Origin of the sequence: Corynebacterium sp. H128 (assembly GCF_037482625.1) — a bacterium.
Taxonomy (GTDB): domain Bacteria; phylum Actinomycetota; class Actinomycetes; order Mycobacteriales; family Mycobacteriaceae; genus Corynebacterium.
Genome location: NZ_JBBHKW010000008.1, coordinates 109,215 through 128,811, shown reverse-complemented (window position 1 = coordinate 128,811; position 19,597 = coordinate 109,215). Strand labels below are relative to the sequence as shown.

General features: G+C 55.4%; 17 protein-coding genes. 13 read left to right on the top strand and 4 right to left on the bottom strand.

The window, feature by feature from the left end; all coding sequences use genetic code 11:
- Positions 1-39 precede the first annotated feature (39 nt).
- Entirely contained in the window at positions 40-882 is an 843-nt protein-coding gene (nadE, locus tag WG915_RS08790) for an ammonia-dependent NAD(+) synthetase (RefSeq protein ID WP_339565002.1), read from the bottom strand.
- A gap of 35 nt (positions 883-917) precedes the next feature.
- Between nadE and WG915_RS08785 the strand changes: the two genes are divergently transcribed.
- From WG915_RS08785 to nrdE, 5 genes are all read left to right on the top strand, one after another.
- A complete protein-coding gene (locus WG915_RS08785) occupies positions 918-2,267 on the top strand; it encodes a sugar porter family MFS transporter (protein WP_339565001.1) in 1,350 nt (449 codons plus the stop codon).
- Between the two features lie 141 nt (positions 2,268-2,408).
- The gene (gene ykgO / locus WG915_RS08780) at positions 2,409-2,531 is read left to right on the top strand and encodes a type B 50S ribosomal protein L36 (protein WP_012732041.1); all 123 of its coding nucleotides are present in this window, start codon (positions 2,409-2,411) and stop codon (positions 2,529-2,531) included.
- A 422-nt stretch (positions 2,532-2,953) separates the two neighbouring features.
- Positions 2,954-3,187, top strand: a complete 234-nt coding sequence (gene nrdH / locus WG915_RS08775; protein ID WP_339565000.1) for a glutaredoxin-like protein NrdH — start codon at positions 2,954-2,956, stop codon at positions 3,185-3,187.
- A 170-nt stretch (positions 3,188-3,357) separates the two neighbouring features.
- Positions 3,358-3,783: a class Ib ribonucleoside-diphosphate reductase assembly flavoprotein NrdI gene (nrdI, locus tag WG915_RS08770; protein ID WP_339564999.1), complete on the top strand. Its 426-nt coding sequence runs from the start codon at positions 3,358-3,360 to the stop codon at positions 3,781-3,783.
- Between the two features lie 80 nt (positions 3,784-3,863).
- A complete protein-coding gene (nrdE, locus tag WG915_RS08765; RefSeq protein WP_339564998.1) occupies positions 3,864-6,014 on the top strand; it encodes a class 1b ribonucleoside-diphosphate reductase subunit alpha in 2,151 nt (716 codons plus the stop codon).
- 94 nt (positions 6,015-6,108) lie between these two features.
- Here the strand turns inward: nrdE and WG915_RS08760 are convergent, their stop codons facing one another.
- The gene (locus tag WG915_RS08760; protein WP_339564997.1) at positions 6,109-6,828 is read right to left on the bottom strand and encodes a FadR/GntR family transcriptional regulator; all 720 of its coding nucleotides are present in this window, start codon (positions 6,826-6,828) and stop codon (positions 6,109-6,111) included.
- Between the two features lie 666 nt (positions 6,829-7,494).
- On the opposite strand from WG915_RS08760, the gene nrdF reads away from it, so the two are divergent.
- The 8 genes from nrdF to WG915_RS08720 all read left to right on the top strand — a co-directional run bounded on the left by nrdF (position 7,495) and on the right by WG915_RS08720 (position 16,219).
- Entirely contained in the window at positions 7,495-8,505 is a 1,011-nt protein-coding gene (gene nrdF / locus WG915_RS08755) for a class 1b ribonucleoside-diphosphate reductase subunit beta (protein ID WP_339564996.1), read from the top strand.
- 329 nt (positions 8,506-8,834) lie between these two features.
- Complete coding sequence (gene ctaD, locus WG915_RS08750; RefSeq protein ID WP_339564995.1) at positions 8,835-10,529, top strand: aa3-type cytochrome oxidase subunit I; 1,695 nt, start codon at positions 8,835-8,837, stop codon at positions 10,527-10,529.
- 101 nt (positions 10,530-10,630) lie between these two features.
- Positions 10,631-11,872: a phosphoserine phosphatase SerB gene (gene serB, locus WG915_RS08745; RefSeq protein ID WP_445227816.1), complete on the top strand. Its 1,242-nt coding sequence runs from the start codon at positions 10,631-10,633 to the stop codon at positions 11,870-11,872.
- Entirely contained in the window at positions 11,850-12,605 is a 756-nt protein-coding gene (locus WG915_RS08740; protein WP_339564993.1) for an aminoacyl-tRNA hydrolase, read from the top strand. The genes serB and WG915_RS08740 overlap by 23 nt, the downstream gene beginning before the upstream one ends.
- 1 nt (position 12,606) lies before the next feature.
- Positions 12,607-13,404, top strand: a complete 798-nt coding sequence (locus tag WG915_RS08735) for a YwiC-like family protein (RefSeq protein ID WP_339564992.1) — start codon at positions 12,607-12,609, stop codon at positions 13,402-13,404.
- Positions 13,405-13,466: 62 nt separating this feature from the next.
- On the top strand, positions 13,467-14,207 hold the full coding sequence (locus tag WG915_RS08730) for a hypothetical protein (RefSeq protein ID WP_339564991.1): 741 nt from the start codon (positions 13,467-13,469) through the stop codon (positions 14,205-14,207).
- Between the two features lie 179 nt (positions 14,208-14,386).
- Complete coding sequence (locus WG915_RS08725) at positions 14,387-15,286, top strand: hypothetical protein (protein WP_339564990.1); 900 nt, start codon at positions 14,387-14,389, stop codon at positions 15,284-15,286.
- Between the two features lie 81 nt (positions 15,287-15,367).
- The gene (locus tag WG915_RS08720) at positions 15,368-16,219 is read left to right on the top strand and encodes a hypothetical protein (protein ID WP_339564989.1); all 852 of its coding nucleotides are present in this window, start codon (positions 15,368-15,370) and stop codon (positions 16,217-16,219) included.
- Here the strand turns inward: WG915_RS08720 and WG915_RS08715 are convergent.
- Positions 16,160-17,551, bottom strand: a complete 1,392-nt coding sequence (locus WG915_RS08715) for a class I adenylate-forming enzyme family protein (protein ID WP_339564988.1) — start codon at positions 17,549-17,551, stop codon at positions 16,160-16,162. The genes WG915_RS08720 and WG915_RS08715 overlap by 60 nt on opposite strands.
- On the bottom strand, positions 17,548-19,530 hold the full coding sequence (locus tag WG915_RS08710) for an ATP-dependent DNA helicase (RefSeq protein WP_339564987.1): 1,983 nt from the start codon (positions 19,528-19,530) through the stop codon (positions 17,548-17,550). Before WG915_RS08710 ends, WG915_RS08715 begins: the two co-directional genes overlap by 4 nt.
- Between the last annotated feature and the right edge of the window lie 67 nt (positions 19,531-19,597).

The window sequence follows — 19,597 nt, the reverse complement described above, 5'->3', positions numbered from 1 at the left end:
CCCTAAAAGCGTCGGCTAGCAGGGCGCTCGGTGGCCGCTCTACTCGCGCCACCAGGTATCTTGTGGCGTCACCGGAGTGGTGCGCTTGTGACGGCCGACGCGCCACAGGTGCTCGATGCGTTCGATCGCTGTAGCGGGGAGCGTCTCGCCACCCTCCACATAGGTGTCGATGTCGCGGTAGCTTACCCCCAATGCTTCCTCATCTGGTTGCATCGGTCGGTTGTCTTCGAGGTCCGCAGTCGGGACCTTGCGCCAAGTCGATTGTGGCGCTCCTAGTTCTTCCAGCAAAGCTGCGCCTTGGCGCTTGGATAGTCCAAACAGCGGCAAGATGTCCGCGCCACCATCGCCGAACTTGGTGAAGAAACCGGTCACATTTTCAGAGGCGTGGTCGCTACCGATGACCAAAAGCCCTCTTTCACCAGCAAGTGCATATTGCGCGATCATGCGTTGACGCGCTTTGACATTGCCGCGGTTGAAGTCCCCGAGGGATTCTTGCCCAAGCGCAGCGGCAATTTCCTGTTCTATGGCGGAGGTCGCGGCCTTAATATTCACCGTCACTTCATGATCCGCGCGAATGAAGTCCAACGCGATGTCCGCATCGTGAGCGTCGGCCTGAACACCATGGGGTAGGCGCATTGCCCAAAATTCGGCTTGGTAGCCGTCTGCGCGTAGCTTCTCGACGGCCAACTGCGCCAATCTCCCAGCCAGGGTGGAGTCTTGGCCACCAGAGATGCCGAGAACGTACCCCTTCATGCCGGAGGACTTCAGGTATTCACACAGAAAATTCACTCGTTGCTGGATCTCCTCGGCTGGAGCAATCTGCGGCTTGGTGTGCAGTGCAGTGATGATCTCGGCACGCGTGGAATTTGCGGAATGCGACATGACACCGAGCATAGTGAAGTGGCAGGGTTGAGAGCGTGAATAAACAAGAATTGGTGCCTGGTTATGCCCGTCTCGTAGCCGCCGTCGCAGCCTTGGGTGGTGTCCTTTTCGGTTATGACACGGGAGTGATGTCTGGCGCACTCCTTTATATAGAGCGTGATTTCCTGTTGTCGCCCGCTGCTGAGGGAGCTGTGACATCCATGCTGTTGGTTGGGGCAGCAGTGGGGGCGTTGTTGGGAGGCCGAGTTGCGGACGCGTTTGGCAGAAAACGTACATTGATCGGTGGCGGTTTAGTCTTCGTTTTCGGATCCTTAGCCTGTGCGCTTTCGAATTCGGTGCTGCAACTTGGAGCTTCTCGCACGTTGCTGGGATTTGCCGTAGGCCTAGTGTCAATCGTTGTGCCTATGTACATTTCGGAAATGGCGCCTGCCCAGATCAGAGGGCAACTCGTCTCGCTCAACACGCTCATGATCGTGGTCGGCCAGTTGTTAGCTTTCCTGACCAATTCGGCGCTTGCGCATACTGGAAATTGGCGTTTGATGCTGGGGCTCGCCGCGGTACCTGGTCTCATTCTGGCAGTTGGCATGCTGTTTATGACCGATTCTCCGGTGTGGCTTCGGCGTCGCGGCCTGGAGGAAGATGCGCGGCGCATTGCTGCTCGGGTTGGGATTCCGTACACAGAGCTGGTTGGGGGCGGAACCTCAGCTAAAGAGCTGCGTGCTGCCGAGCGGTTGGCGCTGCGGGAAAAGTGGATCAGACGGGCTGTGGTGGTGGCCATTCTGGTGGGTATTACACAGCAAATAACCGGCGTTAATGCGATCGTCTACTTCGCTCCGAAAATGATGAATATGGTGGGGATCTCGACTGAGAATGCCGTGTACACCTCCATTTTGATAGGTGCAGTCAGCGTTGTGTCCTGTTGGGTAGGCATGATGTTGGTGGATCGAATTGGACGTCGTAGGTTGCTCACAATCGGGTTGAGCGGGACCTCGTTGTCGCTAGTGCTGCTTGCAGTGGCGTATCGATTCGCAGAGCACGACATTCGCGCTTCCTGGATGGTCTTGCTTCTCATGACCGCTTTCATTGCGTTTCAACAGTCGGCGGTGTCTTTGACCACGTGGTTGTTGCTCAGCGAATTGGTTCCTGCTGAGGCTCGTGGGCTCGGGATGGGGATCGCGGGCCTTGGGTTGTGGCTGGCAAACTGGGCGGTAGCCCAAGGATTTTTGCCGATGGTGAATGCTGTTGGCGGCCCAGTCTCATTCCTACTGTTCGCAGTGTTGGGGGTTGCTGCCTTGGTATTTGTTCGGGTCGCTGTGCCAGAAACTACCGGTCGCGATCTTGCAGATATTTCGGCTGAGATGCGCCGGCGTACGGAGGGGGTTTGATGCGTTTTGGAGTTTAGGGGGCGCGTCGGTTAACATAGTTTTTCGTGTCATGGCTGGCAAAAGCTGCCTGCCATTGTTGAGTTGCTGCATTCCCGCAGTGAACTTTCCTACAAATCGCGCAATAAAGAAAGGAGCGCCCGAATGAAGGTCCGTAAATCCCTTCGGTCGCTGAAGAACAAGCCGGGCGCCCAGGTTGTGCGTCGTCATGGCAAGGTCTTTGTCATTAACAAGAAGGATCCACGCTTCAAGGCTCGTCAGGGCTAATTGGATCCAGCTTTGAATCCGCTACTTCTACCTGTGAGGGTAGGGTGGCGGATTTTTACTTTCGCTGCATGGAGACGAAGTGCTTGCCGAGACAAACTGGTCATTACCAGCGAATTTGACCTTTCAGTGAACGGTAGATAACGATTCGATAACGCACTTTTGGGCGAGCTGGGGAAATGTCATGGGTGTAGTTCTTTGGGAGCACAACGATGTAATTACCTTGGCTGGCTGAGCGCAAGATGTAGTGCTCTAAAGCGTCGTCTCCTGCGAATATCATCCTTGTAACTACTATATCTAGTGTCCATTGCGCTTTTTTACCACAACGTATAGTGTCTTTTCTTGTCACCGAAAAGCCCGGACATGCGAAACTCGGGCCCTGCTGGTGGAGTAAAAATCACCAAACTCTCTAAGGATCGATCAACATGGCAATCACCGTTTATAGCAAGCCAGCATGTGTACAGTGCACCGCAACCAAGAAGGCACTGGACCGAGCAGGTTTGGATTACAGCATCGTCGACATCAGTCTTGATGATGACGCTCGTGACTATGTCATGGCCCTTGGTTACCTACAGGCCCCAGTGGTTGAGGTTAACGGTGAACACTGGTCCGGTTTCCGCCCAGAACGCATCCGTAGCCTAGCTGCAGAAGTCGCTTAAGACTTAAGATCTTCCTCTCCCAGCATCCTTAGAGGGCGAGTCGCATCACTGTGGCTCGCAAAGAACACGGGAGACCATGCCGCTAGGTTCATTCTTTGAACTGGCGGCCTTTATTTATGTTTTCGCCCAGTTTATGCCCGGCGAAGACGCAGTAGATTAGCGAGAAAGCAATGCTCATCGTCTATTTTTCTTCCGCCACTGGGAATACGCACCGGTTCGTCGAAAAGCTTGGCCTTCCGCACGCACGAATCCCCTTGTTGAAGGCGGAAGAACCGCTGATAGTGGATGAACCCTATGTACTTGTCTGCCCGACCTATGGCGGCGGAGCGTCAATTTCTGGAGACAATCCACGCCCAGTGCCGGTCCAAGTCATCCGCTTCCTTAATGACCCGCACAACCGCAGTTTGATCCGCGCAGTTATCGCGGGCGGAAATTCTAATTTTGGGACGGACTTCGGAGTGTCCGGAGACGTCATTGCGAAGAAATGCAAAGTTCCCTACGTTTACCGTTTTGAACTAATGGGAAATGAAGAAGACGTAGCCATCGTGCGCGATGGCTTGTTGAACAATTGTCAAGCGCTTGGCCTCAAGCCCTAACAAGGCTGCGGCCAGCACAATTAACTAGTGTAGAACCCAATACCGATTACTTTCGAAACCGAAGAGGACGACACGTGAGCATGACCAACGATGCAATCAAGGATCCCATGGCAGCCGCAGACCAGCTGGACTACCACGCCCTCAACGCGCTCCTTAACTTGTACGACAACGATGGGAAAATCCAGTTCGATAAGGATCGCGCTGCCGCACGCCAGTTTTTCCTGCAGCACGTGAACCAGAACACGGTTTTTTTCCACAACCTGCAGGAGAAGCTCGACTATCTCCTTGAGAACAACTACTACGAGAAAGAAGTACTAGACCAGTACGACTTCCTCTTTGTTAAATCACTGTTCAAGCAGGCCTATGCCGCTAAATTCCGCTTCACTACTTTCCTCGGTGCATACAAGTACTACACCTCGTACACGCTGAAGACCTTCGACGGTAAGCGTTACCTGGAGCGCTTTGAGGATCGAGTTTGCATGGTTGCGCTGACACTGGCCGCAGGTGACGAGGAAATGGCAAAGCACCTCGTGGATGAAATCATCCACGGACGGTTCCAACCGGCGACTCCTACGTTCCTGAACTCCGGTAAAGCCCAGCGTGGCGAGCCGGTATCGTGCTTCCTGCTTCGCATCGAAGACAATATGGAATCGATTGGGCGCTCCATCAACTCCGCACTGCAGCTGTCCAAGCGTGGTGGCGGCGTGGCGCTGTTGCTGACGAACCTCCGCGAGGCCGGCGCACCGATCAAGAAGATCCAAAACCAATCTTCAGGTGTTATCCCCGTGATGAAGCTGCTGGAGGATTCTTTCTCCTATGCTAACCAGCTGGGTGCCCGCCAGGGCGCCGGTGCTGTCTACTTGCATGCGCACCACCCAGACATCATGAAGTTCTTGGATACGAAGCGTGAAAACGCGGATGAGAAGATTCGTATTAAGACGCTCTCGCTTGGCGTGGTGATTCCTGATATCACCTTCGAGCTGGCCAAGAAGAACGATGACATGTATCTGTTCTCCCCATATGATGTCGAGCGCGTCTACGGAAAGCCGTTCGCGGATGTTCCTATCTCTGAGCACTACCACGAGATGGTCGAGGACGGCCGCATCCACAAGACCAAGATCAACGCGCGCCAGTTCTTCCAGACGCTTGCGGAAATCCAATTCGAATCGGGCTACCCGTACATCATGTTCGAGGACACGGTGAATCAGGCAAATCCGATTGCCGGGCGCATTACCCACTCGAACCTGTGCTCAGAGATCTTGCAGATCTCCACGCCTTCCATCTTCAATGCTGACCTAAGCTACCAGGAAGTCGGCGAGGACATCTCCTGCAACTTGGGTTCCTTGAATATCGCCTTGACCATGGACTCCCCGAATTTCTCTCAGACGGTTGAAACCGCCATCCGGGGACTTACCGCTGTCTCTGAGCAGACCTCGATCGACTCGGTGCCTTCCATTAAGAAGGGTAATGAAGCGGCACATGCGATCGGCCTCGGTCAGATGAACCTGCACGGCTACCTTGGGCGCGAACGCATCCACTACGGTTCTGAGGAGGCCTTGGACTTTACTAATGCCTACTTTGCAGCCATCCTGTACGAAGCACTGAAGGCATCAAACAAGATTGCTCAGGAGCGGAAGCAGAAGTTTGTTGGCTTCGAAGACTCCAAGTACGCCTCCGGCGAGTACTTCGATAGTTTCACCCCATCCGACTTCCAACCAAAGACGGACCGAGTTAAGGAAATTTTTGCGGCTTCAACCGTGACTATTCCGAATGCCGAGCAGTGGGAAGCCCTCAAGCACGATGTCATGGAACATGGCTTGTTCAACCGTAATCTACAGGCAGTGCCGCCAACTGGTTCGATTTCCTACATCAACCACTCCACCTCTTCCATCCACCCGATCGCGTCTCGAATCGAGATCCGCAAGGAAGGCAAGATTGGTCGCGTGTACTACCCGGCACCGTTCATGACGAATGAGAACCTGGAGTACTTCGAAGACGCCTATGAGATCGGCTTCGAGAAGATCATCGATACCTACGCGGTCGCAACGAAGTACGTCGATCAGGGGCTGTCCTTGACGCTATTCTTCAAGGACACCGCCACTACGCGCGATATTAACCGTGCGCAGATCTACGCTTGGCGCAAGGGAATCAAGACGATCTACTACATCCGCCTGCGTCAAACGGCGCTGGAAGGTACGGAAGTAGAAGGCTGCGTCAGCTGCATGCTCTAGGGCCGGAACGGAAAGGACGTCGATAAGCGCGCTGCTTATCGACGTCCTTGTTGTTTTTCGTGGTTGAGCCTACGTGCCGTTAGCCAGGGAAGGATCAGCTCACTGAAGCAACCACCTTAGACTCCTGGGAAACAACCAGAGCGCACTCCTGCTCTGCGATGTCGGCATCGCGGTTAAATACGGCGTCAGCCAAGGCTTCGTAGCTAGCGAGCAATTCTGCCGGTGGGCGAGCTGCGAAACCTCCGAGATCGTGTCGAGAGTGAATCACGGCTGTGGTCGAAGGCACCAGCGCTGCGAACATCTCGTTATCAGAGCATTCAAGCAGCATGGAATGGAACTCGATGTTGGCTTCGAGGAATTCTTGGGAACCGCCCTCGCCGGACTCACCCAACTCACGCATGGTTTTAGCTAGATCGCGCAGTTGCTGGCCTTCGCGTTGGCTTGCTGCAATTGCGGCAATGCGGGCTGCACGCGGCCCGATCGCTTCACGGAGGGCAGTCAGAGAGGACAGCTGCTCTTCACGCTGCGTAGGTACTTGGAGACGCCAGCGAATGATGGATTCGCTGAAAACGGACCAGCGCTCCGCGGGAAGTACGGTAATGCCCACACGGCGGGAGGAAGAGACCATACCGAGGTGTTCGAGAGCGCGCATGGTTTCGCGCGCGACAGTACGGGAAATGGAGAAGGACTCACACAGCGTCTGCAGCGTGAACTTTTCCCCCGCTTTGATTTTCCCGCTGACAATATCTAGCCCAATTTGGTCTAGGACGGTCTCCAGCAAAGGAGCGTGCGGACGGAGAGGCATGGCCGACATTGGTTAGGTTCCTTTGTTACTTCAATCGTGGTGTGTTCTTGCCTCGAGAGGCTCGATGAACTGTTCGCGAGTGCGAACAAAGAATGGATCTGGACTATTGGCTGCAAAAAACAATGCAACAAACAGCATGGATAGGCCAAACTCGGAGGGAACTCACGAACTGATGTCCCAAAATGTAGTGGAAACGTCGAGCAAATGCCACCAGCCACCGTGAATTAAATACCTCTAACCTTTGATTATCGGAGTAGTGATCAAAATTCAACCTGGGAGAGTTTTGTGAAAGATCTCCAGGGCTACTGCTCGTATTAACGGTAAAAAACCCCGTTATGGAGCACGAATGGGGTTGTCATTAGTGATCGTTGCAAGGGTTGATAGGTGTTGAACGGTTTTCAAACATTGGAAAAACCTGACAAACCTATAGGAATGTATGGCGGAAAATTTGTGGCAAGAAAATTGCTTCAGGGCGGACATTCGTGAATAAAATTCCGCAAACCTTAATCAATCCTTAATAAGAGACTTATCGAATTGTAATTCCGGTGCAGTTAGGTTAAGAACCTATCTTTCTTTGGGTGTGGAGGGGAGCGTCACGCTTGGTGGGCATGCAGCGGATGAATTGGCGGACAGGTATGGTGGGGAAAGAAAAATTGAAAGGGTTTGTGAAAAATTATGACTCGCCAGTCTCACGCCCCTTCGCATCATCGCGACGGGGAAGACCACGTGCTCAGTGGTCCAATTTCTGCCATTAACTGGAATGAAATCCCAGATGAGAAGGACCAAGAAGTTTGGGACCGACTCACGGGCAACTTCTGGCTGCCAGAAAAAGTGCCGGTTTCCAATGACATCAAGAACTGGGAAATGTTCAATGAACAGGAACGCTTGGCTACCATGCGCGTGTTCACGGGCCTGACCCTGCTCGATACGATCCAAGGCACCGTCGGTGCCGTCTCGTTGATCCCAGATGCAGTGACACCTCATGAGGAAGCGGTTCTTACCAATATTGCTTTCATGGAGTCGGTCCATGCAAAGAGCTACTCAAATATCTTCATGACTTTGGCTTCTACCGCAGAGATCAATGACGCATTCCGGTGGTCTGAGGAAAACCAATATTTGCAGAACAAAGCCAAGATCATCTTGGACTTTTATGACGGCAAAGATCCGCTGAAGCGAAAAGTTGCCTCCACGTTGCTGGAGTCCTTCTTGTTCTATTCCGGTTTCTACCTACCGATGTATTGGTCTTCTCATGGCAAGCTCACCAACACGGCCGACATGATCCGTCTGATCATTCGCGATGAAGCAGTCCATGGCTACTACATTGGGTACAAGTATCAGCGTGCGCTGGAGCGGGAGACACCTCAGCGTCGCGAAGAGTTGAAGGAGCACACCTTCGACCTCGTCTTCGAGCTGTATGACAATGAAATCCAGTACACCGAAGACCTTTATGATGAACTGGGTTGGACGGAAGACGTCAAGAAGTTCCTGCGCTATAACGCAAACAAGGCGTTGAACAACCTTGGCTACGAGGGGCTGTTCCCGGCGGACGATACTAAGGTATCTCCAGCGATTCTCTCGGCGCTTTCTCCAAACGCAGACGAAAATCACGACTTCTTCTCCGGCTCGGGCTCTTCCTATGTCATCGGCAAGGCTGAAATTACTGTCGACGACGACTGGGACTTCTAGCTTCGACGCGGATTGATTGCGGGGCAGGGGAGTGTGAAAACTCCTCGGCCCCGTTTTTCCTTTGTTGGCCAAAGCTAAGCGGGCTCTGCGATCTTGCCCGTTTGGAACGAGTCTCGGGCATCGTTTTCGGAGTGGGTGGGCAATATACAAAGTTTGAATACCCCCACAACCTGTGAACAGTTACCGGAATGCTGTTAAGGGCGCTAGACTCAACCGCGTAACCGGTCCGTGGACCGGATAGGTTCGTTATGTCTCAGAATATATTTTGAGGACATAATATTGGAGGATTCTGTGAGGGCAGAGTCTTTCCGCTTAGTCAGGAGGAACTAATGACCGCTGTAGCGCCTAAGGTGGACCATTCGGTCGTGCCGGCAAGGCCTGCACCAACAGGCAATGCTCGCAAGGGCTCATTTGCTTGGAAGATGCTAACTACCACCGACCATAAGCAGCTGGGCATCATGTACATCATCATGTCCTTCAGCTTCTTCTTCCTTGGTGGCTTGATGGCTTTGCTGATTCGTGCCGAGCTGTTTTCCCCAGGATTGCAGATCGTATCTAACGAGCAGTTCAACCAGCTTTTCACCATGCACGGCACCGTGATGCTGCTTCTCTACGGCACCCCAGTGGTGTGGGGCTTTGCCAACTTCATTCTGCCTTTGCAGATTGGTGCGCCTGACGTGGCATTCCCGCGTCTGAACGCCCTGGGTTTCTGGCTGACCACCATTGGTGGCGTCGCAATGCTGTCCGGCTTCCTGACCCCAGGTGGTGCCGCTGACTTCGGCTGGACCATGTACTCGCCGCTTTCTGATGCCATTCACTCTCCTGGCATCGGTTCTGACATGTGGATCGTTGGCGTGGGCGCCGGTGGCGTAGGCACTATTGCTTCCGCAATCAACATGATCACCACGATCCTCTGCCTCCGTGCTCCAGGCATGACCATGTTCCGTATGTCCATCTTCACCTGGAACATCTTCGTGACCTCGATCATTGCACTGCTGATCTTCCCAGTTCTGACCGCTGCAGCTTTGGGCGTCCTGTATGACCGCAAGCTTGGCGGACATTTGTACGATCCAGGCAACGGTGGCTCCGTCATGTGGCAGCACCTGTTCTGGTTCTTCGGCCACCCAGAGGTTTACGTTCTGGCGCTGCCGTTCTTCGGCATCATCTCTGAAATCGTGCCAGTATTCTCCCGTAAGCCAATGTTCGGCTACGTCGGCCTGATCTTCGCAACCCTCTCCATTGGTGCACTATCCATGGCAGTGTGGGCACACCACATGTTCGTCACCGGCGCAGTGTTGCTCCCATTCTTCTCTTTCATGACCTTCCTGATCTCCGTGCCAACCGGCGTGAAGTTCTTCAACTGGGTTGGCACCATGTGGAAGGGTCATATCTCCTGGGAAACCCCGATGCTTTGGACCATGGGCTTCCTGGTCACCTTCCTCTTCGGCGGTCTGACCGGCATCATGCTGGCCTCCCCACCACTGGACTTCCACATCTCGGACACCTACTTCGTGGTGGCTCACTTCCACTACACGCTGTTCGGCACGATCGTGTTCGCCTCCTGTGCAGGTGTGTACTTCTGGTTCCCGAAGATGACCGGCCGTATGCTCGACGAGAAGCTGGGTAAGGTGCACTTCTGGCTCACCTTCTTCGGTTTCCACGGCACCTTCCTTATCCAGCACTGGCTGGGCAACATGGGCATGCCACGTCGTTACGCTGACTACCTGGATACTGACGGCTTCACCCTCTTCAACCAGATTTCCACCGTTGCTGCGTTCATCTTGGGGCTGTCCGTTATCCCATTCATCTGGAACGTGTTCAAGTCTTGGCGTTATGGTGAGATCGTCACCGTTGACGACCCTTGGGGTTACGGCAACTCCCTCGAGTGGGCAACTTCTTGCCCACCACCACGCCACAACTTCACCTCGATGCCTCGCATCCGCTCCGAGCGCCCAGCGTTCGAGCTGCATTACCCTCATATGGTCGAGCGCATGCGTCTTGAGGCACATACCGGCCGCCACTAATACGGCTTAGCCTCCTCGACATCCTTCATTAAGGCCCTACCCCCCAAGCCCCAGTGGCTTTGGGGGGTAGGGCCTTAATGTATTCCACTGTGCATGGAAGAATGAGAGCCATGACTGAACAGCACTCACAGGAACCGTTCAACGCGCTCGCGCCCGGATTGCAACCAGTACTCATTACCATTACCGGCGAGGACCAATCTGGAGTATCTGCCGCGGTTTTTCGGGTTCTTTCCGCTCACGACGTGCAGTTGGTTGATATCGAGCAGTCGGTCTTTCGGGGCCACCTGTCTCTCGCGGCCTTCGTGGGCGTGGCTGCGGAGAGAATCCCCACTGTTGCAGAGGGCCTGCGTAACACCCTCAAAATCTACGGCCTGCAGGTTCGGGTGGAAGAGCTGGAAGCTGTCCCAACGTCGCGGCCGCACTCCACACACGTGGTGACAATGCTGGGCGCTCAAATCACCGCGGAGCATGTACACAGCGTAGGCCGCACCTTGGCTAACTACGGCGCAAACATTGAGGCCTATCGTGGACTAACTGACTATCCGATAACGGCGATTGAACTCGATGTCTCAGTTCCCAATGCGAATCCCGGGGGAGGAGTGCCGCTCAGGCGAGCCTTGGCCGAGCTTTCACACGAAATCGGGGTGGACATCGCGATTGATAGGGCCGGCGTGCAACGGCGTGCAAAAGGCCTCATCATGTTCGACTGCGACTCCACCTTGATCACCGGTGAGGTCATCGAGATGCTCGCGGCCCATGCGGGGCGCGAGGAGGAGGTAGCTGCAGTCACGGAACGCGCAATGCGTGGCGAGCTTGACTTCGAAGAGTCATTGCGAGAGCGCGTAGCCACTTTGGCTGGACTCGATGAGGGCGTAGTAAGGGAAGTGGCAGCAGAGCTGACACTGACACCAGGAGTCCGGACAACTTTGAAAACCCTGCAGAAGCTTGGCTTCAAGACCGCGGTTGTCTCCGGCGGTTTCATCCAAGTTTTGGAGGACTTGGCTAAGGAGCTGCAGCTGGATTATGTCCGCGCTAACACGCTAGAAATAGTGGATGGCAAGCTGACTGGGCAGGTGATTGGAAAGGTCGTCGATAGGCAGGCTAAAGCAGACTTCCTGCGGGAATTTGCTGCCGATTCAGGCTTAGAGATGCACCAGACCGTCGCTGTGGGCGACGGAGCAAACGACATTGACATGATTTCGGCCGCAGGCTTGGGTATTGCTTTCAACGCCAAGCCTGCGCTGCGCGATGTTGCGGACGCCTCGGTGAACTCGCCCTTCATGGATGAGGTGCTGTACATGTTGGGCATCAGCAAGTTGGATGTCGATCGTGCCAACCGATGAGCTGACCCCCGAGTTCCGCTGTGCTCATCAGCGTTTGCAGGCAGTAATCGCCTCGGATCGAGATGGTGAAGACCCTGAAAACCCGGATTCGATTCAAGCCATGCCAATTGTGCTCAACATTCCGAAGCTAAACCCACCGGGTCGTACTGCGCTCCTCGAGGCAGCCGCTAGAGCTGTGGTGACGCTGTGCCTGGACACCCGTGCCGGCACGGATTCACAGTTCGCTACGGCATTGGGCAATTGGTACGGTGCTCGGATCCGCAAGATACCCCGCCGGGCGCGAAATGCGCAATGGGAAAAGGTGCAAAGCCTCGTGGGAGCAACTGTGGAGCACGATGGGGCCCAGGCCCGTGCGTTCCTCCCGAGCCCAGTGCACCTGACGGCACCGGCAATCTCGAAACTACAGATCGGTGGCACGGACCTTCCTACGGAACCTGTGCGGAAGCCGGTAGCCGGGCAGCCCACAATAGCCGTCTCGGCGGGACTTGGGATGAGCGTGGGGAAAATGGCCGCACAGGTCGGTCATGGTTCCATGCTGCTTGCTGCACACATGTCGGCGTCGGAAGCATTCCGATGGTCTAGGCAGGGCTTTGACCTGAAAGTTTGCGAACTTTCAGAGACTGATTTTGCTGAGTTCGCAGCTCGTCCGGATGCCGTGTTAGTTCGGGATGCGGGTTATACGGAGGTAGCACCCGGTTCAGTCACGGTCGTGGCACATAGAAACGGATTTTGATATGTCATCTCTAAAGACAACGGCATCTGCGACTTCGAAAGCGAAACCTAAGTCCAAAGGCTGGGTTCCCGATCAACACGGTGCCTGGGTCATGGTCACTGTGCCAGTGGTCCTGGGAGTATTCCTCGCGGGGCCGCGTTGGATTCATCTGCCATTGGCAATCGCATGGTACGCGGGCTACTTTGCGTTCTTCGCTCTGAGCTGGTGGCTGCGTGCTCGTGGGAAACGCAGAGCAGCGTACGTTCCCGCACTTGCCACCTATGGTGCGTTATGCGCGGTGGCGGCAACGGTCGTCGTTTGGCGGCTGCCATCGGTATTGATGTGGGCGGGCGTGTTTGGGGTTTTGATGCCGATCGCTGTGTATGAGGCTTATCGACGCCGCCCCCGCTCGCTACTGTCGGGTCTAAGCACGGTGCTGGCTTCTACTGCGATGGTGCCCCTGGCCAGCTTCGTTGTCGGGGAATCGCTGTCACCACGGCTGCTCACACTTACTGCGCTTATTGCGTTGTACTTCTGTGGCACGATCTTTTATGTCAAGTCGCTCATCCGCGAAAGAAATAATCTACGATTCCGCTGGGTGTCAGTGGGTTTTCACGCAGTGTCCACTGTGGTTGTGCTGCTGTTGGTTGGGTGGGGACTGTGCCATTGGGGAGCAGTATTGGTGTTCAGCGCGTTGACGCTGCGCGCTTGGCTCATGCCTTGGCTTGGGAAGCGCCGCGGTAAGCCGTGGACCCCTAAGTTTGTGGGTATGACGGAGGGGATTTCCACCTTGGCAGTCGTTGCCGCGTCCCTATTCTGAGCTGTGGGACTCCGCTATGCTGAAAGTGGATCTAACCAGTAAAAGAAAGGTATTGACGCGTCATGAGTAATCCGTATGTCGATCCGAATGAGGGCTATCAGCAGCAGTATTCTTCGATTCCTGCCCCAGGTGGCAACGGGACATTCGATGCCATGGATTCCATTGGCCAAGCATGGAACATCATGCGTGAAAATCTGGGTGCATGGCTGCTGTCTGCCTTGACCTATCTGGGCGTGTACTTGTTGCTCTTTGCCGGTGTGATGGTCGGCTGGTTCGTCTATTTCGTGCAAATCTCCGCAGCGGATGCTGCGCCGAGCCTCATGGCTCTCATTTTGTTCTTCATCGCGATCTGCGTCTCCGTGGTGGCGATGGTCCTGTATGAGCTGGTGCTTTTCCGCGAGTCGGTATACGCGGTGGGCGGGAAGCGCCCCAGTTACCGCGACTTCTTCACCTTCCGGCGTTGTAGCATGCTGTTCTTGGTATCGATAGTCGTCGGTCTGCTCTCTATGCTCGGCCTCATTGCACTGATCATCGGCAGCATTGTTATCTCGTTCTTCTTGGGCTTTGCAATGCCAGCGGCAGTGTTTGAGGACATGACTGTTGGGGCCGCACTGAAGTCTTCTTATGAGGTGGTTAAGAACAATGTGGGGCAATCCTTGTTACTGTTCGTGTTGCTGTACCTCATTAACGCTGCTGGTGGCACCGTTCTCGTGGGCATGATCTTTACGATTCCTTTCACTTACATCGCGATGTCCCATGCTTATATGGTGGCAGTGGGGCGTCCAGTGCAGCGTCGCAACTAAGCGCCATCGCGGATAGGGGCTGGGCTGATGGCGGTTGAGCCATAAACCGCCATCCTGGAAATGGCACAATTTCATAACTTAAGTTTCCGAATGATCACGGGCACGTTAACCTATATTGGTTAAACGCTGCCCGTTTTCAGTTGGCTGCACGAGATCCTATTCGGAAAGGCTAATTCACGATGTCCAACCCATTTGGCAATCCTGAGGGAGATGCCAGCCAAAACCCGTACGGCAACAACCCTTACGGCTCACCACAACCCAATACCGGCCAGGGTGGGCAGGCAGGGTATCCGCACAATCCCTCCCCTAACGATCCGCAGCAGGCTGGCTACCAGCAACCGGGTTATGGATACGGTGGCGGATATCCACAAGGTGGCAATCCGCAATACCCAGGCGTGCAGTCTCAGGCAGGGAAGTTTGATGCGGTCAATTCACTTGAGCAGGGCTGGAGGGGATTCAAAGAAAACCCCTGGCCGTGGATACTCGGCATGTTGATCTATGGTGTCATCGGTGGACTGATTTTCCTGGGTGGCATCGTTCCAACCATTATGTGGTCTATTGAAAACTCCGCAAACGAAGCAACACAGCCTCCCTTCGGCTCCATAATCATCCTTATTCTGGCTACCGTCATCTTCACCATTGTGATGCTGATACTCCAAGCCATTAATACTCGAAACGCGGTGCGAGTGGCCAGCGGTGAGCGGATTTCCTTGCGGGACTTCTTCACCTTCGACGCTGTGCCAAAGATCTTCCTGGTTGCCTTCCTGGTAAACATTGCGGTCAACCTTGGTTCCTACCTGGTCATCGTGGGCGTCATTGTGGCTTTCTTGTTTATGTTTGCTGGCTATGCCGCTGCAGTGCCGGGGGTCGGTATTTTCGATGCCTTCGCTGAGTCCTTCACTGTAGTGAAGAACAACCTCGGGCAGGCGCTGCTGTTCTTGCTGTTGGCGGGTCTCATCGCAATGTTGGGTGTATTAGCGCTTTTGATCGGAACCTTGGTCGCTAGTCCTGTGATTGTCATCGCAACAGCTCATGCCTACCTCAAAGCAACAGGCCGCCCAGTTCAAGAACGCGTGTAACAATAAAGCTCGGAAACAAATTGTGGCTGTGGAGCATTCCATAGCCGCAATGGAGTCGAGAAGAAAAGTAGGACTGGGCCCATGACGAACCCGCATGGACATTTGCCACCGCCACCGCACGCAGCCACGCAATACCACCACGGGCCACCGGCGCGGAAAGGTGCATTCGAGCTGGCCCTGAATCTATGCATCAACAATTTCGGCGGGATGTTGCTCAGCCTGGCCGGCGGAGCCGTTGCAATCGTGCTGCTTTTCGCATCGTTCATCCTGACGGGCTTCTTTTTTGAAGAAGTCCTGCGGGTGGCACAAAGCCAGCTGGATAGGATCATGGCAACAGGGGCGGTGCTTCTCATCGGCGCAGTGTTTGTCATATCATTGTGGGTCGTTGCGATTCAGCATCGCCGTGCAAGCGATCTGTTGGCGGGGAAGCAGCCGACTTTGGGGCACTATCTAACTCTGCGGGGCACCGGCCGCATCATGATGGCCTATCTGCTGTCCAAGCTGGTCGCCTGGGTACCGTTACTCGCATTGCTTGCGATGCTGCTGCTGCCCGGATTCACAGCAGATGGGGGCACAGGGGAGCTTTATGTTGTTGGAATCGTCGTGGCGGTCATCGCTTCGCTGTTATGGATTCCAGTGGCGAGTTATTTGACCTTCTTTGTCACCGCGGCCGCAACCCAGATGTCAATCTCGCGGGCTTTCGCCCGGTCCTGGCACCTGACCACGCAGCGTTTCGGTGACAGTTTCGTTACCTTTCTGCTGGTCGGCCTCATCCATTTGGCAGAATCATTTTCTTCCGGCTTAGCTGCGGTAATCACCTATCCGTACTTGTCGGTCCTCATGGTGACCAAGTATCAAGAACTGGAGCGGGAACTAGCCCAGCTGCCTGCGGAGAATTTTTCCAGCGGCGCTGCGGGGTATCCGCGCTACTAGGTGTACGGCGCGGACCCGCTCATAAGGAGCAACGTGGGCTGCCACCCAGTTCTTGATTTCCGCAGCAGACAGTGGGGAACCGGGTTCCACCACTACGAAAGCTTCTGGTTGTTCTTCGCCACGCGGGTCATAGCCCCTCGTCACCGCGCAATCATGCACGTCGGGTAGGTCTAGGATCACTCGCTCTAGTTTCACCGGCGACACCTGGAAGCCGTGGTACTTGATGATGTCCTTGATCCGGTCCACGACCTCAAAGGATCCGTCTGGATTGCGTCGCACTAGATCGCCGGTCCGCAACCAGCCGTCGACAAGCGTGCGTGTGGTCGCCTCGGGATCGCCCAGATAGCCGGCCATCACCTGCGGGCCGCGTACCCACATTTCCCCCTCTGCAGCCGGCTCATGGGTGTCCGGATGGCGCACGCTAATCGACGTCCCGGGTAATGGATGTCCGATGGAAGAGATCGGGAGTCCGGGTTGTGACGCCAAATGAGTAACAGGAGCGGCCTCGGTGAGCCCGAAACCCTGCATAATCCGCGCGTCAACGCGCTCAGCTGCGGCCCGAGCGGTCTCCGGGTTGAGTGGGGCTGCCCCCGAGATGACAGTCTTTAGGGTGGAAAAGTCAGTGCGGGGTACGAGTGGGTCATTTGCCAACAGTGTGGCCAAAGGCGGGGCAATGAAGGTGAGGTCTACCTGATGTGTTTCGTGTGCCTTGATGAAGGATTCGCGCTGAAAATCTTGTGCGACAACGCGGGCTCGCAAAGCAAGTGGGACGTTGAGCAGAGCGGTGAGCCCATAAATGTGGCTGAATGGCAGCACTGACAAGCAGGTTTGGCCGGGGCGAAGCGGCAGCACTTGGCGGAATTGCTCCACATTGGCGGCTAGGGCGCGGTGCGGCAGCATGACAGCTTTTGGCGTGCCGGTGGTTCCGGAGGAAAAGGGGAGACAAGCGAGTTGTTCGGGGTCGATCCTCGTCGTAGGGGCGGTGTGAGCGCCCCGGGGTCTACGAAGCTTGCGAGCTTCCGACAGTCCCAGCAGTAATTTTGCATTCACCGCGCGCAGCTGGCTGTCTCGATCGGAAGTGGGCAGGTGGGTGCCGAGCGGGGCTACCACCGCGCCGAGGCGAAGCACCGCGTGGAAGAGCACCGCGAAATCTGCACCATTGGCAAGCTGGATCCCGATGACATCATTAGGTCGTACGCCGTGATGAAAGAGGTTCGCTGCGGCATCCTCAATGTTCTCAGCCAGTTGGGGGTAGCTGAGCTGTTCATCGCCACTGATGATGGCGGTGGTGTCCGGCAGATCGCCGCCAAAGACTGCTTCGTACACACTCATTGGGCTACCAATCGTTTCAGGGCATCCTTGGCGGTCTGTGGATTGGTTGTCTCCCAAAACACGGGCATTGAGCGGCGAAGAAATGAACCGTAGCGTTTGGTCACCAGACGATTGTCCAAAACTGCGACGACACCACGGTCAGTGACATGCCGGAGCAAACGCCCCGCCCCCTGGGCCATCAGCAAGGCGGCATGGGTAGCGGCGACTTCCATGAAGCCATTCCTGCCCTCGGCATCAGCCGCTTCCTTTCGTGCTTGGAGCAGCGGGTCGTCTGGACGCGGGAAGGGGATGCGATCTATCAGCACTAGCGAACAAGCCGAGCCGGGAACATCCACACCTTGCCACAATGACAGCGTGCCGAAGAGACACGAGTTCTCATCAGCCGCGAACTTGTCCACTAGTGCACCCGTAGAGTCTTCCCCTTGACAATAGATATCAAAGGGCAGGCGCAGCCGCATCGCCTCGGTGACTTGCTCGGCCGCACGACGGGAGGAGAACAACCCCAGTGTGCGCCCACCGGCAGCCATGATGAGCTCGAAGATTTCATCAAGAGTCTCTTGCGGGACACCATCGCGGCCTGGGTCGGGCAACTGGCGGGCGGTGTACAGGATGCCTGATTTAGCCGGGTCAAAGGGAGTACCAGCATCGAGGCTATCCCAGCTGCCTTTGGGAAGTCCCCAACTGGCGGCCATGGCATTGAAGTTGCCGCCGATGGTCAACGTGGCTGAGGCCAGAATCACGGTTTGGCCTTCAAACAAGCGGGAATGCAGCAGACCAGCAACTGACAGCGGGGCCACGCGCAGAATATTGCCACGACGCTCGTCCTTGTTAAGCCATACGACATCCGCGTGTTTTGAAGCATCCGACTGGGCGAAAACCTCCAAAATACGCACGATGGCATCGTGAAGATCAGTGAGGTGATTGCTCAGGGATTGGCGCTCTGCAAATCTCTCCGGTTGATTGGCAGCTTCGCCATCGGGGGCGCGTTGAATGGTTTCCCGCAAACTCCACAGCGCGTCTTTCACGGCGATGAGAATATTCTGGGCGACTTCGGGCATAGCTTTCCATCGGCCATCAGGGGCGCTCATGAACGCGTCATCTAGTTCACGGGCTAGGTCAGTGACTTTGTCCTCACGGCCCTCAGCACCCAACTTTCCGGCACGTTTCGCCGCCATATTCAGAGAGGTGACTGAGATTTCATTTGTGGCCACGGCAGTGATGCGGCCGTCCAGTTCATGCGCTTCATCGACGATGATCACTTCGTGTTCGGGCAGGATGTTGATATCGGCAAGCGCATCAATGGCGAGTAATGCGTGATTGGTAACGATGATGTCCACATCTTTGGTGGCTCTGCGGGCCAGCTCAGCAAAGCACTCTTCGCCGTGGGGACAGCGGGTGGCACCAAGGCACTCCCGGGAACTCACACTCATTTGGCGCCATGCCAAGTCCGGCACACCAGGTTCCAAGGTGTCTCGATCTCCGGACTCGGTCTCATTAGCCCATTCATGCAGGCGGGCAACGTGTTTCCCCAGCCATGAAAGCTCTTCTTCTGGAATGAGCGACTCGCCGCCATCCAGTTGTGATTGGGAAACCTTGTTCATGCACAGATAATTTTGGCGCCCTTTCATGATGGCGAAGGTAGGGCGACGCTCTAACAATGGTTCGAGGGCATCAGCAAGCCGGGGCAAATCTCGATCCACGAGCTGCCGCTGCAGCGCGATCGTCGCAGTAGAGACGATGACCGTAGTACCGGTTTCCTGCGCATGTCGGATAGCAGGAACCAGGTAGGCAAGAGACTTGCCCGTTCCGGTGCCAGCCTGGACTGCGAGGTGCCTTTCGGTTTCCATCGCCTGGGTCACCGCCGCGGCCATGCGTTCTTGTCCTTCGCGCCGGGTCCCGCCGAGCGCTGTAACTGCAGCGTTAAGCAGGTCAGAGGTGCTAGGGCTGCTTGAGCTGCCGGGGCTGGAGGTATCTGGCATTGCAACTTTCGGGCGAGGTAGAGCGACTGGGCTATCAGTCAGTGTAGTCGGTGTCAGTTGGCGGGTA